This window comes from Streptomyces sp. NPDC059248, from assembly GCF_042753905.1.
Lineage (GTDB): Bacteria > Actinomycetota > Actinomycetes > Streptomycetales > Streptomycetaceae > Streptomyces.
Map to the genome: position 1 here is coordinate 1 of NZ_JBHYZV010000037.1, position 19978 is coordinate 19978.

Annotated in this window: 19 protein-coding genes; 17 read left to right on the forward strand and 2 right to left on the reverse strand. The window is 72.0% G+C overall.

The features are described from left to right. Positions 1-94 precede the first annotated feature (94 nt). From ACFXG1_RS17810 to ACFXG1_RS17825, 4 genes are all read left to right on the forward strand, one after another. Positions 95-1327 carry an arginine deiminase gene (locus ACFXG1_RS17810; RefSeq protein ID WP_384713156.1) on the forward strand — a complete coding sequence of 411 codons (1233 nt, stop codon included), beginning with the start codon at positions 95-97 and terminating at the stop codon, positions 1325-1327. A gap of 322 nt (positions 1328-1649) precedes the next feature. Next, positions 1650-2666, forward strand: coding sequence for an ornithine carbamoyltransferase (argF, locus tag ACFXG1_RS17815; protein WP_384743421.1), 1017 nt, complete (start codon positions 1650-1652; stop codon positions 2664-2666). Between the two features lie 190 nt (positions 2667-2856). After that, positions 2857-3684 (forward strand): enoyl-CoA hydratase family protein, encoded by an 828-nt coding sequence (locus ACFXG1_RS17820; RefSeq protein ID WP_384713162.1) that lies wholly within the window; start codon positions 2857-2859, stop codon positions 3682-3684. Continuing rightward, complete coding sequence (locus ACFXG1_RS17825) at positions 3638-6079, forward strand: bifunctional salicylyl-CoA 5-hydroxylase/oxidoreductase (RefSeq protein WP_384743424.1); 2442 nt, start codon at positions 3638-3640, stop codon at positions 6077-6079. The genes ACFXG1_RS17820 and ACFXG1_RS17825 overlap by 47 nt, the downstream gene beginning before the upstream one ends. 170 nt (positions 6080-6249) lie before the next feature. On the opposite strand, the gene ACFXG1_RS17830 is transcribed toward ACFXG1_RS17825, so the two are convergent. Both ACFXG1_RS17830 and ACFXG1_RS17835 read right to left on the reverse strand, forming a co-directional pair. Continuing rightward, a complete protein-coding gene (locus ACFXG1_RS17830) occupies positions 6250-7215 on the reverse strand; it encodes a PaaX family transcriptional regulator C-terminal domain-containing protein (protein WP_384713167.1) in 966 nt (321 codons plus the stop codon). 15 nt (positions 7216-7230) lie between these two features. Next, positions 7231-8856, reverse strand: a complete 1626-nt coding sequence (locus ACFXG1_RS17835; RefSeq protein ID WP_384713170.1) for an AMP-binding protein — start codon at positions 8854-8856, stop codon at positions 7231-7233. A gap of 96 nt (positions 8857-8952) precedes the next feature. Here ACFXG1_RS17835 and ACFXG1_RS17840 point away from each other — a divergent pair, with 96 nt between their 5' ends. The 13 genes from ACFXG1_RS17840 to ACFXG1_RS17900 all read left to right on the forward strand — a co-directional run bounded on the left by ACFXG1_RS17840 (position 8953) and on the right by ACFXG1_RS17900 (position 19976). Continuing rightward, positions 8953-10356, forward strand: coding sequence for an acyl-CoA dehydrogenase family protein (locus ACFXG1_RS17840; RefSeq protein WP_384743429.1), 1404 nt, complete (start codon positions 8953-8955; stop codon positions 10354-10356). After that, the gene (locus tag ACFXG1_RS17845; RefSeq protein ID WP_384713176.1) at positions 10353-10751 is read left to right on the forward strand and encodes a RidA family protein; all 399 of its coding nucleotides are present in this window, start codon (positions 10353-10355) and stop codon (positions 10749-10751) included. Before ACFXG1_RS17840 ends, ACFXG1_RS17845 begins: the two co-directional genes overlap by 4 nt. 151 nt (positions 10752-10902) lie before the next feature. Continuing rightward, positions 10903-12456 (forward strand): MFS transporter, encoded by a 1554-nt coding sequence (locus tag ACFXG1_RS17850; RefSeq protein WP_384718434.1) that lies wholly within the window; start codon positions 10903-10905, stop codon positions 12454-12456. Positions 12457-12766: 310 nt separating this feature from the next. Then, positions 12767-13351, forward strand: coding sequence for a DUF2617 family protein (locus tag ACFXG1_RS17855; protein ID WP_384718432.1), 585 nt, complete (start codon positions 12767-12769; stop codon positions 13349-13351). After that, complete coding sequence (locus tag ACFXG1_RS17860) at positions 13348-13770, forward strand: DUF4247 domain-containing protein (protein ID WP_384718430.1); 423 nt, start codon at positions 13348-13350, stop codon at positions 13768-13770. Before ACFXG1_RS17855 ends, ACFXG1_RS17860 begins: the two co-directional genes overlap by 4 nt. Positions 13771-13819: 49 nt before the next feature. After that, positions 13820-14257, forward strand: a complete 438-nt coding sequence (locus ACFXG1_RS17865) for a DUF350 domain-containing protein (protein WP_384718428.1) — start codon at positions 13820-13822, stop codon at positions 14255-14257. Positions 14258-14318: 61 nt separating this feature from the next. Beyond that, a complete protein-coding gene (locus ACFXG1_RS17870; RefSeq protein WP_384718436.1) occupies positions 14319-15872 on the forward strand; it encodes a polyamine aminopropyltransferase in 1554 nt (517 codons plus the stop codon). A 7-nt stretch (positions 15873-15879) separates the two neighbouring features. Further along, positions 15880-16707 carry a hypothetical protein gene (locus ACFXG1_RS17875; protein WP_384743435.1) on the forward strand — a complete coding sequence of 276 codons (828 nt, stop codon included), beginning with the start codon at positions 15880-15882 and terminating at the stop codon, positions 16705-16707. Next, positions 16620-16862, forward strand: coding sequence for a hypothetical protein (locus ACFXG1_RS17880; protein ID WP_384743438.1), 243 nt, complete (start codon positions 16620-16622; stop codon positions 16860-16862). Before ACFXG1_RS17875 ends, ACFXG1_RS17880 begins: the two co-directional genes overlap by 88 nt. 100 nt (positions 16863-16962) lie before the next feature. Next, positions 16963-17667 (forward strand): thioesterase domain-containing protein, encoded by a 705-nt coding sequence (locus ACFXG1_RS17885; RefSeq protein ID WP_384743441.1) that lies wholly within the window; start codon positions 16963-16965, stop codon positions 17665-17667. A 238-nt stretch (positions 17668-17905) separates the two neighbouring features. Next, a complete protein-coding gene (locus ACFXG1_RS17890; protein WP_384710501.1) occupies positions 17906-18358 on the forward strand; it encodes a phospholipase in 453 nt (150 codons plus the stop codon). 424 nt (positions 18359-18782) lie between these two features. Then, positions 18783-18956 (forward strand): hypothetical protein, encoded by a 174-nt coding sequence (locus tag ACFXG1_RS17895; protein ID WP_384710498.1) that lies wholly within the window; start codon positions 18783-18785, stop codon positions 18954-18956. A gap of 330 nt (positions 18957-19286) precedes the next feature. Beyond that, positions 19287-19976: a type 1 glutamine amidotransferase domain-containing protein gene (locus tag ACFXG1_RS17900; RefSeq protein WP_384710495.1), complete on the forward strand. Its 690-nt coding sequence runs from the start codon at positions 19287-19289 to the stop codon at positions 19974-19976. The last annotated feature ends 2 nt before the right edge of the window (positions 19977-19978 follow it).

Genomic DNA, 19978 nt, shown 5'->3' on the forward strand with positions numbered 1-19978 from the left:
GTACGGGACCGGGCCGTGGTGGCGTTCATCGCCGAGGGGAGAAGGTACCGGTGTCCACCGGGTGAAAGGCGCCGCGGGCGGTGAGGATGGCACCATGGGATTCCATGTCGACTCCGAGACCGGGCGGCTGCGCCGGGTCATACTGCACCGGCCCGATCTGGAGCTGAAAAGGCTCACCCCCAGCAATAAGGACGCCCTCCTCTTCGACGACGTGCTGTGGGTGCGCCGCGCCCGCGCCGAGCACGACGGATTCGCGGACGTCCTGCGCGACCGGGGCGTCGAGGTCCATCTCTTCGGCGATCTGCTGCGCGAGTCGCTGGAGATCCCCGACGCGCGAGCGCTCGTCCTCGACCGCGTCTTCGACGAGAAGGAGTACGGACCGCTGGCGACCGGCCATCTGCGTGCCGTCTTCGACGACATGGCCGTCCCCGATCTGGTGGAGGCGCTGATCGGAGGGATGACCAAACGGGAGTTCCTCGCCGGGCATCCGGAGCCGACATCCGTACGGTTCCACGCGATGGACCTGGACGAGTTCCTGCTCGATCCGCTGCCCAACCACCTCTTCACCCGTGACACCTCGGCCTGGATCTACGACGGGGTCTCGATCAACGCCATGCGCTGGCCCGCCCGGCGGCGCGAGACGGTGCACTTCGAGGCGATCTACCGGCACCATCCGCTGTTCACCGGGCCCCAGGCCGGGCCGTTCCACCACTGGTCCCAGGGGCAGAGCGACTACCCCTCCACCATCGAGGGCGGGGACGTCCTCGTCATCGGCAACGGCGCCGTGCTCATCGGAATGAGCGAGAGGACCACACCGCAGGCGGTGGAGATGCTGGCGAGAGGGCTGTTCGCGGCCGGCTCGGCGCGGACCATCGTCGCCCTCGACATGCCGAAGCGACGGGCCTTCATGCATCTCGACACCGTGATGACCATGGTCGACCGGGACACCTTCACGCAGTACGCGGGGCTCGGCATGCTCCGGTCGTACACGATCGAACCGGCCGAGGGGCCGCAGGCACTCAAGGTCACCGACCATCCGCCGGAGCAGATGCACAGCGCGATCGCCGCGGCGCTCGGGATGCAGGAGATCCGGGTCCTCACCGCCACCCAGGACGTGCACGCCGCCGAGCGCGAGCAGTGGGACGACGGCTGCAATGTGCTGGCGGTGGAGCCGGGCGTGGTCGTGGCGTATGAACGCAACGCGACCACCAATACGCATCTGCGCAGGCAGGGCATCGAGGTCATCGAGATCCCGGGGAGCGAATTGGGGCGGGGGAGGGGCGGGCCGCGATGCATGAGCTGCCCCGTCGAACGGGAAGCGGTCTGACCGCCTCTGTCCCGCCCCTGCTCCCGGCGCCGTCCCGGCACCGCGCCGCGGGAGGGGCGGGGGTTTGCCGGGGAAGGGCGGAGGGCACTCTGTATACTGATACGGAGAGCCGTATGAACTTCCATTCGGGCAGGGTGGGGCGGGGCGGGCGCGCGACGGGATCGCTCGTCCCGGCCCCGCACCGCTCGTCCCCCGTCCTCGTCCCTGCCCGCTTCGTCCGCCCGTCTTTGTTCCCGATCCCGATCCCGTTCCCGTTCGCGTTTTCGTTTCCGTCCGTCGACCGTCCCGTGTCACCCGACCTACCGCGCCCCAGGAGCACGCCATGGCGATACATCTCGAAGGCCGCCACTTCCTCAAGGAGCTGGACTTCACCGCCGACGAGTTCCGCGGACTCGTCGATCTGGCGGGACGGTTGAAGGCTGCCAAGCGGGCGGGGGCCGAGGAGCGGTTGCTGAGCGGGAAGAACATCGCCCTGATCTTCGAGAAGCCGTCGACCAGGACCCGCTGTGCGTTCGAGGTCGCCGCCGCCGATCAGGGCGCGTCCACGACGTACATCGATCCGTCCGGTTCGCATATCGGCCGCAAGGAGTCCGCGAAGGACTCCGCGCGGGTGCTCGGCCGGATGTTCGACGCCATCGAGTTCCGCGGTGACGAGCAGTCGACGGTGGAGGAACTGGCGGCCCATGCCGGAGTCCCGGTCTACAACGGGCTGACCGACGACTGGCATCCCACCCAGATGCTCGCCGATGTGCTCACCATGGTGGAGCACAGCGACAAGCCGCTGACGGGGATCGCCCTCGCCTATCTCGGGGACGCCCGGTTCAATATGGGCAACTCCTATCTGATCACCGGTGCCCTGCTGGGGATGGATGTCCGGATCGTGGCGCCCCGGGAGTACTGGCCCGCCGAGGAGATCCAGGACAGGGCGCGGGAGCTGGCCGGGGCGAGCGGGGCGCGGATCACCCTCACCGAGGACATCGCCGAGGGCGTCCTGGGCGCGGACTTCGTCGCCACCGACGTCTGGGTCTCCATGGGTGAGCCCAAGGAGGTCTGGGAGGAGCGGATCAAGTCCCTGGGGCCGTACACCGTCACGATGGACGTGCTGCGCGCCACCGGTAATCCGGAGGTCAAGTTCCTGCACTGCCTGCCCGCGTTCCACGATCTGGAGACGGCGGTGGCGCGGGAGATCCATGCCTCGTACGGCCTGACGGAGCTGGAGGTGACGGACGAGGTCTTCGAATCGGCCCACTCCGTCGTCTTCGACGAGGCGGAGAACCGGCTGCACACGATCAAGGCCGTGCTGGTGGCGACGCTCGGGCCCGCCGTCGGAGAGGGCTGATCCGGGGAGGAGTGGTTCCGGGCGTCCCGGCGGCGGCGCGCAGCTCGTCCGCGGGCCGGCCCGGGGCCTTGCTGTGGGGCACCCGGATCCGGTCTATCGCGCACTCGTGACGGAAGTCACGGACGGGTGATAGCTTCGGGAGGAGGCAGAGGCGGGCGGGAACCCCCGCGGCCGGAGGAGGCCCCACTCCATGAGCCCCTTTACCGGATCCGTACGACCCACCGAGGAATGGCGCCATCTCGATCTCACCGTCGAGAACGGCGTCGCGACGGTCACCCTCGCCAGACCGAGGAAGCTCAACGCCCTCACCTTCGGCGCCTACGCGGATCTCCGCGATCTGCTCGCCCAGCTCTCTCGGGAGCGGTCCGTACGGGCGCTGGTGCTCGGCGGTGAGGGGCGCGGCTTCTGCTCGGGCGGTGACGTCGACGAGATCATCGGAGCCACGCTCGCCATGGACACCGCCGAACTGCTCGACTTCAACCGAATGACCGGCCAGACGGTACGCGCCATCCGGGAGTGCCCCTTCCCGGTGATCGCCGCCGTGCACGGGGTCGCCGCCGGGGCGGGCGCCGTACTCGCCCTGGCCGCCGACTTCCGGATCGCCGACCCCACCGCCCGGTTCGCCTTCCTCTTCACCAAGGTGGGGCTGTCCGGCGGGGATATGGGCGCGGCCTATCTGCTGCCCAGGGTTGTGGGGCTCGGCCACGCGACACGGCTGCTGATGCTCGGCGAACCCGTTCTCGCGTCCGAGGCCGAACGGATCGGGCTGGTCTCCGAACTCACCGCCGAGGGCGGGGCCGGTGACCGGGCGGCCGAGCTGGCGGCCCGGCTCGCCGCCGGACCCGCCCTCGCCCAGGCGCAAACGAAGGCGCTGCTCACGGCCGAGCTGGATATGCCACTGGCCGCCGCCGTCGAACTCGACGCCGCCACCCAAGCACTGCTGATGCACGGTGCCGACTACGCCGAGTTCCATGTGGCCTTCACCGAGAAGCGGAAGCCGATATGGCGCGGACGCTGAGGACGCTGAGAGGCACCCGGTCGTGAGCCGCCGCCCGCGCGGGCCGCTGCGGATCGCCGTCATCGGGGGCGGACCCGGTGGGCTCTACGCCGCCGCCCTGCTCAAACGGCTCGACCCGCGCCGCGAGATCACGGTCTGGGAGCGCCGGGCCCCCGACGACACCTTCGGCTTCGGTGTGGTGCTCTCCGACGAGACCCTCGGCGGGATCGAACACGCCGATCCCGTGGTCCACGGGCTGCTCCGGCGGGAGTTCGTCCGTTGGGACACCATCGAGATCGCCCACCGGGGCCGGGTCCTCACCTCCGGCGGACACGGCTTCGCCGCCCTGGGCCGCCATCGGCTGCTGGCCCTGCTGCACCGGCGCTGCGAAGACCTCGGCGTACGGCTCCGCTTCCGGACCTCGGCGCCGCCCGCCGCCGAACTCGCCGCCGGGCACGATCTCGTGGTCGCCGCCGACGGCGCGGGCAGCGGTACCCGGGAGGCGAACCCGGCGCGCTACCGGCCGCGCGTCGTCACCCACCGCTGCCGCTACCGCTGGCTGGCCGCCGACTTCGCCTTCGACGCCTTCCGCTTCGAGATCGCCGAGACGGAGCACGGGGTGATGCAGCTCCACGGCTATCCGTACGCCCCCGACGCCTCCACCGTGATCGTCGAGATGCGGGAGGAGGTGTGGCGGGCCGCCGGATTCGACACCGAGGACGAACCGGATGGCAGGGTTCCGCGATCGGTGGCCCGCTGTGCCGAGATCTTCGCCGGGGCGCTCGGCGGTCGCGCGCTGCGCTCCGGCGACTCGGCGTGGACCGCGTTCCGTACCGTCGTCAACGACCGCTGGTCCCATGGCCGGACCGTCCTCATCGGCGACGCCGCCCATACGGCCCACTTCTCCATCGGATCCGGAACCAAACTGGCGGTCGAGGACGCCCTCGCGCTCGCCGCCTGCGTCGAGGAGCACCCCGCGTCGCTCGCCGACGCGCTCGCCGCGTACGAGACGGAGCGCCGCCCGGTCGTCGAGTCGACCCAGCGCGCCGCGAAGGCCAGCCTGCGCTGGTTCGAGGAGCTGGGTACCTATATCCGGCAGCCACCGCGGCAGTTCGCCTTCAATCTGCTGACCCGCAGCCGTCGGGTCACCCATGACAATCTGCGGCTGCGGGACGAGCGGTTCACCGCCGCCGTCGACCGGGACTTCGGCTGTCCGCCGGACACCCCGCCGATGTTCACCCCGTTCCGGCTGCGCGGGCTGACCCTGCGCAACCGGGTCGTGGTCTCACCGATGGACATGTACACCGCCCGGGACGGCGTGCCCGGCGATTTCCATCTGGTCCATCTGGGGGCACGGGCGCTCGGCGGGGCCGGGCTGGTGATGACCGAGATGGTCTGCGTCACCGCCCAGGGGCGTATCACCCCGGGCTGCGCGGGCCTCTACACCGCCGAGCAGGCGGACGGCTGGCGGCGGATCACCGACTTCGTGCGTGCCCGGGCCCCCGGTACGGCCGTCGGCGTCCAGCTGGGGCACTCCGGCCGCAAGGGATCCACCCGGGTGATGTGGGAGGGGATGGACGAGCCGCTGCCGGACGGCAACTGGCCGCTGGTGGCCGCGTCGGCGCTGCCGTACCGGCCGGGCGGCCGGCCGCCGAAGGCGCTGGACCGGGCGGGGATGACAGAGATCAGGGCCGCGTTCGCCGCCGCGGCGCTCCGGGCCGCCGAAAGCGGCTTCGACCTGCTCGAACTGCACTGCGCCCACGGCTATCTCCTCTCCGGTTTCCTCTCGCCGCTCACCAACCGGCGTACCGACGCCTACGGCGGTGACCTCGCCGGACGGCTCCGCTTCCCGCTGGAGGTGTTCGACGCGGTCCGGGAGGTCTGGCCCGCCGACCGGCCGATGACGGTCCGGATCTCGGCGACCGACTGGGCTCCGGGAGGGACGTCGGACGAGGAGGCCGTGACGATCGCGGGGGCCTTCGCGGCGCACGGCGCCGACGCGATCGACGTGTCCACGGGCCAGGTGGTTGGCGGGGAGCGGCCGGAGTTCGGGCGCTCCTACCAGACGCCGTACGCGGACCGGATCCGCAACACCCTGGGCGTGCCGGTGATCGCGGTGGGGGCGATCTCGTCGTGGGACGACGTCAATTCCCTGCTGCTGGCGGGGCGGGCCGATCTCTGTGCTTTCGCCAGGCCCCATTTGTACGATCCGCACTGGACGCTGCACGCGGCGGCCGAGCAGGGCTACAGCGGACCGGGCGCTCCCTGGCCGCTGCCGTACCGGGCGGGGAGCCGCCGGCCGCCGACGGGGCGTACGGATGTGCCCCGTCCCCGGCTTGCCGCGCCTGTGCCGCGAGCCGAGACGGGTCGGGTGGAGGCCGCGGGACCGGGGTCCGGGCACGCGGCGGACGGCTGAACCCGGGCCCGAGACCCGGGCCCGGAAACCGGTGGTGATGACAACTTGTTAACTGTGTGTGAGTCGAGCGGGTGGGGGCATGCTCTCCGTAGCAAGTGACGGAGCTTTCGTCACTGCCGGTGACGCGGACGGGATGTGGCTCGTCGTCGGGTGGGACGCCGCCCCTTGCTCTATCGTTCCCCGTCCGTTCCGTCGCCGCCCCCGCCCCGGCCCCCGGGTGCGATGGACTCCTCCGTCGTGAAGCCGGTGGTGTCGTCGTCCCCGGTGCCTTCTCCCACGCCGTTGTCTCCGGTGCCATCGGGGGACGGGCCGTCCGGGGCGCCACCGTCCGGCCGGTGGACGAAGGCCGCGCCCGCGTGCCGCAACAGATCGTGCACCTGCCGGAAGACCTCGGCCGAGCGCCCGCCCGGCCAGCCCTCGGGCAGCAGCTCGGTCGGCAGTCCGGGGTCGGTGTAGGGCAGTCGCCGCCAGGAATCAAGGGCGAACAGGTAGTCCCGGTAGGCGTCTTCCGGGGTGCCGGTCCGCCCGGTCGACCACTGGCGGAGCACGGGCTCGTGGGCGTCGAGGAACTCCTCGTGCGCCTTGGCGATGGCGCCCAGGTCCCACCAGCTCGCGACGGCCTCGGAAGTCGCGGCGAAGCCGAGGTGGGCCCCGCGGAACAGCTCGACGTACGGGTCGAGCTGGAGGCGGCGCAGGGTGTGCCGGGTCTCCTCGTACAGCCGGGCGGGGGCGACCCAGACACCCGGAGCCGCCGAGCCGAAGCCGAGGCGGTGGAGACGGGAGCGGAGCAGATGTCGCTTGTGGCGTTCGGCCTCGGGCACGGAGAAGACGGCCAGGACCCAGCCGTCGGAGAGGAGGGGAGTGCGATGGTCGTAGATACGGCGGTCGCCGTCGTCGAGGAGCTGGCGCGCGTCGGCCGACAGGTCGTATCCCGCGGCGCCGTCCGGGGTGCGGGCGGACACCAGCAGCCCGCGCCGTTTGAGCCGGGAGACGGAGGAGCGCACGGAGGGCGCGTCGACCCCGAGCGCAGCCATCAGCCGGATCAGTTCGGCCACGGGGAGCGCGCCGGGGTGCTCGCGCCCATAGGCGCCGTAGAGGGTGACGATGAGCGAGCGGGGAGTGTGCTGGTCGGCCACGTGATCACTCTAGGGTCAGTTCCCGGTCCGCAGCCGGAAGCGCTGGAGCTTGCCGGTCGGCGTGCGGGGGAGCGCGTCGAGGAAGACGAAGAGACGCGGGCATTTGTAGGGGGCGAGCCGGGCCTTGACCGCCGCGCCCAGCACGGCGGCGGTCGCGGCGGTGGCGTCCTCGGCCGGGACGCCGTTCCGCAGGACGACATGGGCGACGACGATCTGGCCGCGGAGTTCGTCGTCGTGGCCGACGACGGCGGCCTCCACCACTTCGGGGTGGGTGAGCAGGGCTTCCTCCACCTCGGGCCCGGCGATGTTGTAGCCGGCCGAGACGATCATGTCGTCGGCGCGGGCGAGATAGCGGAACCAGCCGTCGGGGTCGCGGATATAGGTGTCGCCGGTGAGGTTCCAGCCGTCACGGACGTACTCCCGCTGGCGGGGGTCGGCGAGATAGCGGCAGCCGACGGGGCCGCGGACGGCGAGCAGTCCCGGTCGGCCGTCGGGGACGGGGGAGCCGTCGGTGTCGACGATCCGGGCCTGCCAGCCGGGTACGGGCAGGCCGGTGGCGCCGGGCCGGGCGGCCTCGTCGGCGGCGGAGACGAAGATATGGAGGAGTTCGGTGGCCCCGATGCCGTTGATGATGCGCAGCCCCGTCCGCTCGTACCAGGCGTGCCAGGTGGCGGCGGGCAGGTTCTCCCCGGCGGAGACGCAGCGCCGGAGGGAGCGGAGATCGCCGCCGCGCGGGTCGGCCAGCATCACGCGATAGGCGGTCGGCGCGGTGAAGAGGACCGTTACCCGGTGTTCGGCGACGGCAGGCAGTAGTTGTACGGGGCCCGACTGCTCCAGCAGGAGGGCACAGGCGCCCGCGCGGAGGGGGAAGACGACGAGCGCGCCGAGTCCGAAGGTGAAACCGAGCGGCGGGCTGCCGGCGAAGAGGTCGTCGGGGGAGGGGCGGAGCACATGGGCGGAGAAGGTGTCGGCGACGGCCAGGACGTCGCGGTGGAAGTGCAGACAGCCCTTGGGGCGGCCGGTGGTGCCGGAGGTGAAGGCGATCAGGGCGACATCGTCGGCGGCGGTCGGCACACAGGGGGCGGGAGAGACGGGCGCGCGGGCCGCCAGCCGGAGCAGATCGCCGGGCGTCTCCCCGCCGTACGGGGTGATCCGGAGCCCCGGCACCCCGGCGGCGTACAGCTCGTCGAGGGCGCGGGCGTCGCACAGGGCGTGCTCGACGGCGGCGAGTTCGCAGATCGTGGCCAGTTCCCGGGCGCGGTGCTGGGCCAGGACGGTCACCGCGATCCCGCCCGCCTTCATGACGGCGAGCCAGCAGGCGGCGAGCCAGGGGGTGGTGGGGCCGCGCAGCAGAACGCGCCGGCCGGGGACGACCCCGAGCCGCTCGACGAGGGTGCGGGCGATCCGGTCGACCCGGTCGCGCAGCTCTCCGTACGACCACACCTCACCGGTGGCGGTGCGGAAGGCCGGACGGTCGGGGCCGAACCGTTCGATGGTGCGGTCGAGAAGTTCCTCTCCGCAGTTGAGCCGGTCGGGGTAGGTCAGCTCGGGGAGGTCGAAGAGGAGATCGGGCCACTGCTCGGCGGGCGGGAGACGGTCGCGCGCGAAGGTGTCGAGATGGGCCGAGGGTGTCAGCTCCATGGTGCGCCCCCTTCTCGTGGTGGGGTCGTGCAGGGAGCGTATCGTGATGGTGACGACAGTCAACGGTCCGCGATAGATGAGATGTATGGGGGGCAGATGCCCGTATTCTCGCTCGATCCGGTACAGATCGCCTGGTGTGCGGAGCTGCGTGAGCTGGCCGCCGGGCCCCTGCGGGAGCTGGCGGCACGGGGTGAGCCCGGCCGGGTGAACCGCCCGCTCCTGGCCGAACTCGGTGAACGGGGGCTGCTGCGGCGGATGTTCACCGGCCCACCGCCGCGACCGTCCGGGGCCGGCCCCGGCGAGGGTGCGGGGGGCCGCCCGGACGGTGCCGTCGCCGGCCCGGGGCGGAGCGCTGCGGCCGCTCGCGGCGGGGGCACGGCAGGCGGTCCGGGAGTGGGGCCGGGCGCGATGTCGCGGATAAGCCCCAGCGCCCTGGAGTTGTGTCTGCTGCGGGAGTCGCTGGCGTACGGCTGTACCGAGGCGGAGACCGCCCTCGCCCTCCAGGGGCTGGGGGCGTGGCCGGTTGTCCGATCGGGAAGTGCCGCCCAGCGGGAGCGCTGGCTGCCGGGGGTGGCGGCGGGTCGGACCGTCGCGGCCTTCGCGCTGAGCGAGCCGGGCGCGGGGTCGGACGCGGCGGCGCTGTCGCTGCGGGCGGTGCCCGACCGGCGGGCGGGCCGGGACGGCTGGCGGCTGACCGGGCGGAAGCGGTGGATATCCAACGCGCCCGAGGCCGATGTCTATACGGTCTTCGCCAGGACGGCGGAGGGCGCGGGCGCGCGGGGGATCACCGCGTTCGTGGTGCCGGCGGACCGGCCCGGACTCTCCGGGAGCGCCCTGGAGATGTTGTCGCCGCACCCCGTGGGCTCCCTCGACTTCGACGGCACACCCGTGACCCGGGCCGATGTGATCGGGGAGCCCGACCGGGGGTTCCGGGTCGCGATGGAGACGCTCAATCTGTTCCGGCCGAGCGTCGGGGCGTTCGCCGTGGGGATGGCCCGGGCGGCGCTGGACGCCACCCTCGCCCATACCGCCGTCCGCACGGCCTTCGGCGGGCCGTTGAAGGACCTTCAGTCGGTCGCCCACCAGGTCGCGGAGATGGCGACACGGACCGAGGCGGCCCGGTTGCTGGTCCTCAGCGCCGCGGAGGCGTACGACGCGGGCGCCCCCGATGTGCCCCGGCGGTCGGCGATGGCCAAGCTGCTCGCCACGGAGACGGCGCAGTACGTGGTGGACACCGCCGTTCAGCTCCACGGGGCGCGGGCGTTGCAGCGGGGGCATGTGCTGGAACATCTCTACCGGGAGGTCCGGGCCCCGAGGATCTACGAGGGGGCGACGGAGATCCAGCGGTCGGTCATCGCGAAGGAGTTGTACCGGGAGTGGGAGGCGGAGAGGGCGCGGCCGTCCGGGGTGCAGGAGCAGGAGCAGGAGCAGGAGCAAGGGCAGGAGCAGAGGCAGGAGCAAGGGCAGGGGCAGATGCGGTGGAAGGGGGCGGGGGCGTGACGATACGACGACATGATCCGGTGGAGCTGGCGCCGGCCACGGGGTTCTCGCACGCCGTCACGGCCACCGGGTCGCGGCTGGTGTTCCTCGCCGGGCAGACCGCCCTCGACCCCCGGGGGACGGTGGTGGGGGAGACGCTGCCCGAGCAGTTCGGGACGGCGCTGGGCAATCTGCTGACGGCGCTGGCCGCGGCCGGGGGATCGCCCGGGGACCTCTGCCGGGTCACCGTCTATGTGACCGATGTCGACGGCTACCGTGGCCACACCGCCGAGCTGGGACGCGTCTGGAGGCGGCTGGTGGGCCGGGAGTATCCGGCGATGGCCGTGATCGGAGTCGTACGGCTCTGGGACGAGCGGGCGCTGGTGGAGCTGGACGGGATCGCCGTCCTGCCCTGAGCGGTCGCCGGGTGATCGACCGGCGGTCGACCGGCGGTCGACCGGCGATCGACAGGTGATCGACTGGTGGGGGTGGCGGGCCGGGCTTAGGGTCGTTGGGTGGGCGTCGCGTGTCGCGCGGCGGCCCCTTCGCCACCAGGCACGATGCGCTATGACGACCCCGAACTCCGGACCGACCCAGGACACGGCCGCCGCACCGGTCAGGACCGGTGGAGACGGCAAGGGAGTCGCGCTCTTCGTGATCGCCTCCTGCCAGCTGATGGTCGTCCTCGACATCACCATCGTGAACATCGCCCTGCCGCATATCCAGAGCGATCTGGGTTTCTCCACCACAAGCCTGGCCTGGGTGGTCAACGCCTATACGCTCACCTTCGGCGGGCTGCTCCTCCTCGGTGGCAGGACCGGGGACATCCTCGGCCGGCGGCGGGTCTTCATGTGCGGGGTCGCGCTCTTCGCACTCGCGTCGCTGCTCGGGGGGCTCTCCCAGGAGCCGGGCCAACTCCTCGCCGCCCGTGCCGTACAGGGCGTCGGCGGGGCGGTGGCCTCGCCGACGGCGCTTGCGCTGATCACCACCACATTCCGGGAGGGGCCGGAACGGAACCGGGCGTTCGGGGTGTTCGCCGCCGTCTCGGCCGGCGGCGGCGCCATCGGGGTACTGGCGGGCGGCATGCTCGTCGAATGGCTCGACTGGCGGTGGGTGTTCTTCGTGAACGTCCCGATCGCCCTGCTGATCCTGTTCGCGACCCCGCGCCATATCGAGGAGTCCGAGAAGCACCCCGGACACTTCGACCTCCTCGGCGCGCTCACCGCGACGCTCGGAATGGTCTCCCTGGTCTACGGCTTCATCCGGGCGGCGCAGCACGGCTGGAGCGATACCGTCACCCTGCTCTCGTTCGCCGCCGCCGTCGTGCTGCTCACCCTCTTCCTACTGGTGGAGCGGCGCTCCCCGCAGCCGATCACACCCCTGCACATGTTCGCCCAACGCAATCGCGCCGGAAGCTACGGGATCATGCTCTGCCTGGCCGCCGCGATCTTCGGGATGTTCTTCTTCCTGACCCTCTACGTCCAGGACGTCCTGGGCTTCAGCCCGCTCGCCGCGGGGCTGGCCTTCCTCCCGGTCAGTGTGGTGATCGCGGTCGGTGCCACCATCACCTCCAGGCTGCTGCCGCGCTACGGCCCCAAGCCCTTCATGGTCTGCGGAGCGCTGCTGGCGGCGGGCGGGCTGAGCTGGCTGACCCAGATCCGGGTCGACTCCACCTATGCCGGCAGCGTCCTCGGGCCGATGCTGGTGTTCAGCGCCGGCATGGGGATGCAGTTCGTGTCCCTGACCCTGACCGCGGTCTCCGGGGTGGCCCAGCGGGAGACGGGGGCCGCGACCGGCCTGCTGAACACCATGCAGCAGGTCGGCGGGTCGCTCGGGCTGTCGATCCTGGTCACGGTCTTCGGTACGGCCAGCGGCAACGAGGCCGCGCGGCTGGTGCCCCGGTTCCTCGCACAGGCGAGTCCCGCGGAGCGGATCGCGTTCCGGCGCACCGGGCGGCTTCCCCAGCCCTGGGCGGCCGAGGTCCTCACCCACGGCATCGCCACGGCGTTCATCGCCGCGACGGCCTTCGCCGTGGTCGCCGCCGTCATCGCCCTCGTCGTCATCCGGGTCCGGGCCGTCGATCTGGAGCGCTTGCAGGGCCAGGGCCCCGGCGGCGGCTGAACACGGCGGGCGTCCCGCCGGGGCGGGGCCCCCGCCCCCTGGCCCGCCCCATGGGCCCCACCCCCCTCAATGGAACGTCCCGACGGCGGTTGTAGCATGCACCGCGGCAAGATTGCGCGGTCGTGAAACACGGGGGGCGGGAAATGGTGAACGGTGCTGCCGTTTTCACCGCGAAAGCGGGGGAAAAGAAACGTACGGGCAGATATGCCGGGTACGGACGAAGGGGCGGTACGACAGCGGGACCTGAGCCGCGGCATATGCCCGGCGCGCCCCGTGCGGCCCTCGGGCGCGGGCGCCGGGACCACGTCGGATGAGCGGCATACGGGCCCTCGCGGCCCTCGCGACGCCCTATCAGGACACCGACGCCGACCAGCTCTCCTTCGCCCTCGGCCTGCCGCCGCTGCCCGCGCTCGCCGTCCGTGACCTCACCGTCGGCGGGATCGGTGTTCAGCTGCGGCTCCTGGGAGCGTCGCACCAGGTCTTCGCCGGACCGGTCACCGAGACCGTGGCCTGTCTGCCCGGCGGGGCGGGCGGGCTCCCGGAGACGGCCCGGGAGATCGACGGCTGGACGTATCGATTCAGCGCGGAGGTGCGCCGCCATACCCGCGAGGAGTTCAGCCACCGGGTGGCCGACGTCCTGCGCCGTACCGAAGCCCATCCCCATGCCCTGTACGGGGTCTTCCCCGGTGACCCGGAGGCGGTGACGGCCCTCGTCGTGGACCCGGTCGACTCCGACGCCCTCGGCGACACCGCGAGCCCCGGCGCGTCCGGCGGTCCCGGAGCCCTCGGGACACCCGGAGCCCCCGGGACACCCGGGCTGAGCTGGCAGACCTGGCACACCTATCCGCAGAGCCGCCGGATCGTGGCGACGCGCACCCGGCTGGAGGCCCGATGAAGACCACCCGACGTATCACCGCGATTTTGCTCGCCGGTGCCGCGCTCACCGCCTGCTCCGGCGACGGCGACAGCGACAAGGCGGAGCGTCACAACGACGTACCGATGTCGTGGATCCGCTCCACCTACACCGCGAACACCTCGGGGTATCTCGACCGGGTCGACGCCCCGCCCGCCGTCGCGAACGAGATCCACACCAACACCCCGGCCCGCGACCAGTTCACGGACACCGCGGGGAAGGTCTACCTCCGCTACGACGACGACATCGTCGCCGTCTCCAAGCACCCGCAGGGCACGCTGATCGAGATCGACGACTACCGCACCGGCTACCAGCGGCACTACACCCACCTCCGCAGCAGCGCCTGGCCCGACCCGGCGTACCAGGAGTTCCGCGGCGGAGGCCCCGGCTCCGGCAAGTGACCGCCGCCGTCGCCCCCGTACTTCCACCACGTCCCCGAAAGGCACCCCCGTGGCAGAGATAATCGAGTCGGCAGGCACCGCCCTGCTCTACGGACTCGTCGGATTCGTCGTCATGGCGGCCGGTTTCATCGCCCTCGACCTCGTCACCCCCGGCAAGCTCTTCCACGTCGTGTGGTCCGAGCGCAATCGCGGCGCCGCCGTACTCCTCGCCGGTCAGACCATCGCCATCGGGCTCGTCATCGGGGAGTCCATCCGCGCCAGCGAGTCGGAGCAGGGGCTGGGCCACGGTCTCGCCAGCACCCTGCTCTACGGACTCGCGGGCGTCGTCGTGATGACGCTGATCTCCCTCGTCGTCGGCCTCCTGACGCCCGGCAAGCTCGGCGCCGCGGCCCTGGAGGACGAGGGCGACCGCCCCCACCCGGCGGCCTGGGTGATGGCTGCCACCTACCTCGGCGCGGCCTTCATGGTCGGCGCCGCGGTCTCCTGACCACCCGGTGAGCACCACCACGGCGGAACCCGGGGCCCCGGCGGCGGCCCCGGAGGAGCCGATGCGGATCCCCACGTCCCGGGGAGCCCGGTTCCTGCTGATGCTCGCGGTCTTCATCTGCGCGGCCTGCGGACTGGTCTACGAGCTGGCGCTGACCGCCCTCGGCAGCTATCTCATCGGCAACTCCGTGATGCAGACCTCCGTGGTCCTGTCCGTCATGGTCTTCGCCATGGGCATCGGCTCCCTCGCCGCCAAACCCCTCCAGAAGCGCGCGGTCGGCGGATTCGCCCTCGTCGAGGGCGCCCTGGCGCTCGTCGGCGGACTCTCGGTCCTCATCCTGTACGTGGCCTTCGCCTGGCTGCGCATCTACATGCCCGCCATGGTCGTGGTCTGCTTCGTGGTGGGGCTGCTGATCGGCGCCGAGATCCCGCTGCTGATGACCCTCCTCCAGCGGATCCGGCGGCAGGAGGCGGGAAGCGCCGTCGCCGATATGTTCGCCGTGGACTACATCGGCGCCCTCGTCGGCGGACTCGCCTTCCCACTGCTGCTGCTCCCGGCCTTCGGCCAGCTCAAGGGGGCGTTGGTGGTCGGATCCATCAATGCCGTCGCGGGGGTTATCGTCGTCTTGTGGATCTTCCGCCGGGAGACCCGGCGGATCGTCCGCTTCTCATTGATCGCCGGGATGGCCGGAGTCCTCGCCGTCCTGGGCACGGTCTACGTCCTGGCGGACGACATCGAGATCACCGCCCGACAGCAGCTCTACCGCGACCCGATCGTCCACGCGGAGACCACGCCCTACCAGGACATCGTCATCACCCGCTCCACCGCGTTCACCGGCTCGCCCGATGTGCGGCTCTTCCTCAACGGTGATCTGCAGTTCTCCTCCGTGGACGAGTACCGCTACCACGAGGCCCTGGTCCATCCGGCGATGTCGGGCGCCCGGTCGTCCGTACTCGTCCTCGGCGGCGGGGACGCGCTGGCGCTGCGGGAGGTACTGCGCTACGACGACGTCGAGCGGGTCACCTTGGTCGACCTCGACCCCGCGGTCACCCGGCTCGCCCGGAACTACGGGCCGCTGCGCGAGCTGAACGGCGACGCGCTCGGCGATCCGCGGGTGACCGCCGTCAACGCCGACGCCTTCAATTGGCTGCGGGACGCGGACCAGCGCTACGACACGGTGATCGTCGACTTCCCGGACCCCGACACCGCCGCCCTCGCCAAGCTGTACAGCGTCGAGTTCTACCATCTGCTCGGCCGGGTGCTGAATCCCGGGGCGCGGGTGCTGGTCCAGGGCGGCTCGCCCTTCTTCGCCCCCAAGACGTACTGGTCCATCGCGGAGACCGTCGCCGAGGCCGGCTACGCCACCACGCCGTACCAGGTCGACGTCCCGAGCTTCGGCAACTGGGGCTTCGTCCTCGCCACCCGCGGCAGGAGCGGCCCGCCCCCCGAGCCCCGGCTGGCCGCCGACGCGCCGAGGCTGCGGTTCCTCGACGCCGCCGTACTGAAGGCGTCCACCGTCTTCCCCGTCGACCGCCGCCCCCGCGACGTCCGCGCCAGTACCCTCATGGATCCTGTGGTCGTCGAGTACACCCGCCACGAGTGGCGCGACTACTGACGGATGGGTGGACACCGGGGCGGGCAGCCTGCGGGTCCGGGTCACACCGACCGTGAGCGACACCGTGTCCCTGCTGATCGCCGACCTGTCGGGCGCGCCCGTCGCGTCCGTGGACTCTCTGGTGATCCGCGCCGCCGACTACACCGACGTCGGGGGAGCGGCCCGGGGACGCCACGACTCCCTCTACGGCTTCGCCCGGACCCGGGTCCCCGTCGGCGCCCCCGACCAGGCGACCCGCTGGGCCGTCGTCGGCACCGACCCGGTCGTCGCGGCGACCGGCCTGCGCTCGACCGGGCTGACCGTCGACGAGTACGCCGACGTCACGGCGCTGCCGGCGAGCGGGGACCGGCCCGGAGCCGTACTGCTGGACCGTACGAACGCACGGTCCGAAGCCTCCGGGGCTCGTGAGGACGCCGATGCCGCCACCCACACCGCGACCGCCGACGCCCTGGCCGACGTCCGCGACCGGCTCGGCGCCGAACACCCGGCCGCGGCACCCCTGGTGCTCCTCACTGGGGGCGCCGCCGCACTCGACGGCGATGACGTCACCGACCCGGCCGGGGCGGCGGTACGGGGTCTGCTGCGGTCCGCCCAGTCCGAGAACCCCGACCGGGTCGTCCTCGTTGACATCGACGACCACCCCGCGTCCCTGCGGCTGCCGCCCGCCGTCCTCGCGGGCGGCGAACCGCAGGTCCTGCTCCGCGAGGGCGAGGCGTACGGCGGACGGCTCGTCAGGGCCCCGCCACCGTGCCCGACGGCGGCCCCGCGGCCGTCTTCGGGCCCGAAGGTACGACCCTCGCCGCCTGCGACACCGGTGCCATCGGCCGGCTGCTGACCCGGCAGCTCGTCGCCCACCAGGGCGTACGACGGCTGCTGCTGCTCTCCCGGAGCGGCGAGGCCCCCGGGCTCGGCGCCACCGAAATCTCCCTCGCCGCCTGCGACACCGCCGACCGGGACGCGCTCGCCGCCGCCCTGGCGACCGTCCCCTGACGGCCATCGTTCACATCGCGGCCGTCGTCGACGACGGCACCGTCGCGAGCCTCACCGAGGACAAGCTCTGTACCGTCCTCGGACCCAAGGCGGACACGGCGTGGCATCTGCCTCCAGGGTCGCTTCCGCGGCGTCGGACGCGGCCGGACCGCGCCGCCGCCTCGCCGGACTCGCCCCGGAGCCGCTGGAGAAGGCCCTGGTCGCCCTGGTGCTGGAGCACGCGGGCGCGCTCCTCGGCTACAGCGACGACGAGACCATCGAGACGCACCGCACCTTCCTGGAGTCCGGCTTCGACTCGCTGACCGCCGTCGAACTCCGCAACCGGCTCAACAGCGTCATCGCCCTCTGCACCCCCTCGGCGATGGGCGGCCCCTACCAGTTCGCCCGGCTCGGCGCCTCCTTCCGCGGCGTCCGGGGCCTGTCGGCGCTGCCCGTACCCGGGTTCGCGCCGGACGAGGGCCTGCCGGAGACGGCCGACGCGGTCGTGAACGTCCTCGCCGAGGCCGTCCGGCGTGCCGCGGGCGACCGACCGCCGGTCCTCCTCGGCTACTCCTCGTCCGGCGTCATCGCCTACGCGGTCGCCGAACGGCCGGAGCGCATCGGCAGCCCGGCCCGCGCGGTCGTCCTGCTCGACACTCCCCGACTTCCCCGCCCCGGAGATCGCCACGCCGACGCTTCTGGTCCGCGGCCGACCGGTTCGTCCCGGCCGACGCCGAGACGACCGTGCCCGGCGACCACTTCAGCATGGTCGAGGGCGACGCGGCGACGACCGCGGCCGCGGTGGAGGAGTGGCTCGACGGCCTGAAGTGACGCAAGCCGCCGGGCCCCGGGAAACCCCCGGGCCCCGGCACCCCGCCGGAGTCGTCAGGACACCCAGTCCCGGGTATCCCCGTACCAACTCCCCAACACCCGCTCTGTCCGCGCCCCTTGATCAGGAGGCGGTACGGACACCCCAGGCGCCCGTGCCCCGTAACCCGCGGGGCGCCGGGTGCACCTGCCACCCCTGCGCCCCCCGTCGCACGGGCTGACCGAAAGGAACCCTCATGCGTCGCACGATCACGGCAACCCTCGCCACGGCCGCGTCGGCCGTCCTGGCGGGCACCGTCCTCGCGACCCCCGCCACCGCAGCCCCCGCCGACAAGCCCCGGGTCCTCTCCAGCTGGACGCAGACGAGCGCCTCTAGCTACAACGCCTGGGCCGCGGCCAACCGCAACCAGGGCGCGTGGTCCGCGTATGGCTTCAACTGGTCCACGGACTACTGCTCCAGCTCCCCCGACAACCCCTTCGGCTTCCCCTTCGCCTCCTCCTGCGCCCGCCACGACTTCGGCTACCGCAACTACAAGGCCGCGGGCTCCTTCACCGCCAACAAGGCCCGCCTCGACAGCGCGTTCTACGAGGACCTGAAGCGCGTCTGCAACGGCTACTCGGGCGCCTCGAAGACGGCCTGCAACAGCACGGCCTGGACCTACTACCAGGCGGTCCGCGTCCTGGGCTGACCCGTCCTGCCCTAGAGACCGGGGCGCCTCGGAACCCTCCACGAGGGTTTCGGGGCGCCCTTGCGCGTGCGTGGGCTCGTAGGATCGTGGCGAGGTGTGCGGCTTGAGCTTCTTCGGGTCTTCTTTCGGAGTCGGTGGAAGTAATACGAAACCGTGCCGGGGCCGGAAGAAGTAGCAGGTCGTGGAGTGGTCCCCGCGCCCGCGGGGTGTGGTCCCGCCGACCTGGCCACCCAGTCCAACCTCTCCCAGGTACGGGGGGTCTGAGGCGGCTGATGGGAAGGGGACGGTTGTGGCCCGGATCGGGCGCAGCAGGGGGAGAAGACCGGGCCGGGCGGGTAGGGCCAGCTGGTGTCCGTGTCGTGCGCGGCTCGTTCGTCAGTGGTCGAGCCGGCGTCACCGTCCACGACGGCGGCGAGGCCGCCTGATGGCCTACCGCATCGCCTACGCCTCCCAGGCCTACGCCGCCCGCCAACGGCTCCCAGCCCAGCGTCGTACCGCGCCGGACAAGGCCGTGAAGTCCACGATCGGCGCCAACCCGTACGGGCTCGGGTCGGTGGAGGCCAAGCCCGGCGAACGGGACTACCGCGAGGTAACGTAACCATCGCCGGAGCCGACGCCATCGTCGTCTACCAGAAGGATCACGCCGTAGCGGCGCTTCGCGGTAGTGATCGCGGCAGTCGGTGGCGACTTGGGCACCTGCCCCACCTCGACGTCGCCCCGGGCGGCACGCCGTCCAGCGGCTGGCGGTGGAGAGCGGGGGCGGCGGTGACGTGCAGTTATCGACTATCACGCGATTGCTCTGGTCCGGCTGCTCCTATGGATGGCCCCGACAGAGGAGCCTATAGATGGTCGACACCCATGTACCCCACCCGGCCGAGCCGCACGGGTGACGTCGAGCCACGTTGGTCCACTCGCACAGGAGTGCTTCATGAAGATTCTGATCGTCCTCACCTCGCACGACGATCTGGGGGAAACCGGCCGTAAGACCGGGTTCTGGCTGGAAGAGCTGGCAGCGCCGTACTACCGGTTCAAGGAGTCCGGCGCGCAGATCGTGCTCGCCTCCCCCGGAGGCGGGCAGCCGCCGCTGGACCCCAAGAGCAACGAGCCCCAGTTCCAGACCGATCTGACCCGACGCTTCGAGGCCGATCCGGAGGCGACAGGGGCGCTGGCGCACACCGTGCGCCTCGACACGGTCTCGGCCGGCGACTTCGACGCGGTCTTCTACCCCGGGGGCCACGGTCCCCTCTGGGACCTGGCCGAGGACCGGGTCTCGGCGCGGCTGATCGAGACCACCCTGCGCTCCGGCAGGCCGGTGGCGCTGGTGTGCCACGCCCCGGGCGTCCTGCGGCACGTCGTCGACGAGGATGGCACTCCGCTGGTCTCGGGCAAGCGGGTCACCGGGTTCACCAACTCCGAGGAGGAGGCCGTCCAACTCACCGACGTCGTTCCGTTCCTGGTCGAGGACGAGTTGGTCAGGCTTGGCGGGGCGTACTCGAAGGCCGGGGACTGGCAGCCGTACGTCCAGCGGGACGGCTTCCTGATCACCGGGCAGAACCCGGCGTCCTCGGCTCCCGCGGCCGATGCCCTGGTCGCGCTGCTCAACGACGGCGGGGCGTAAGG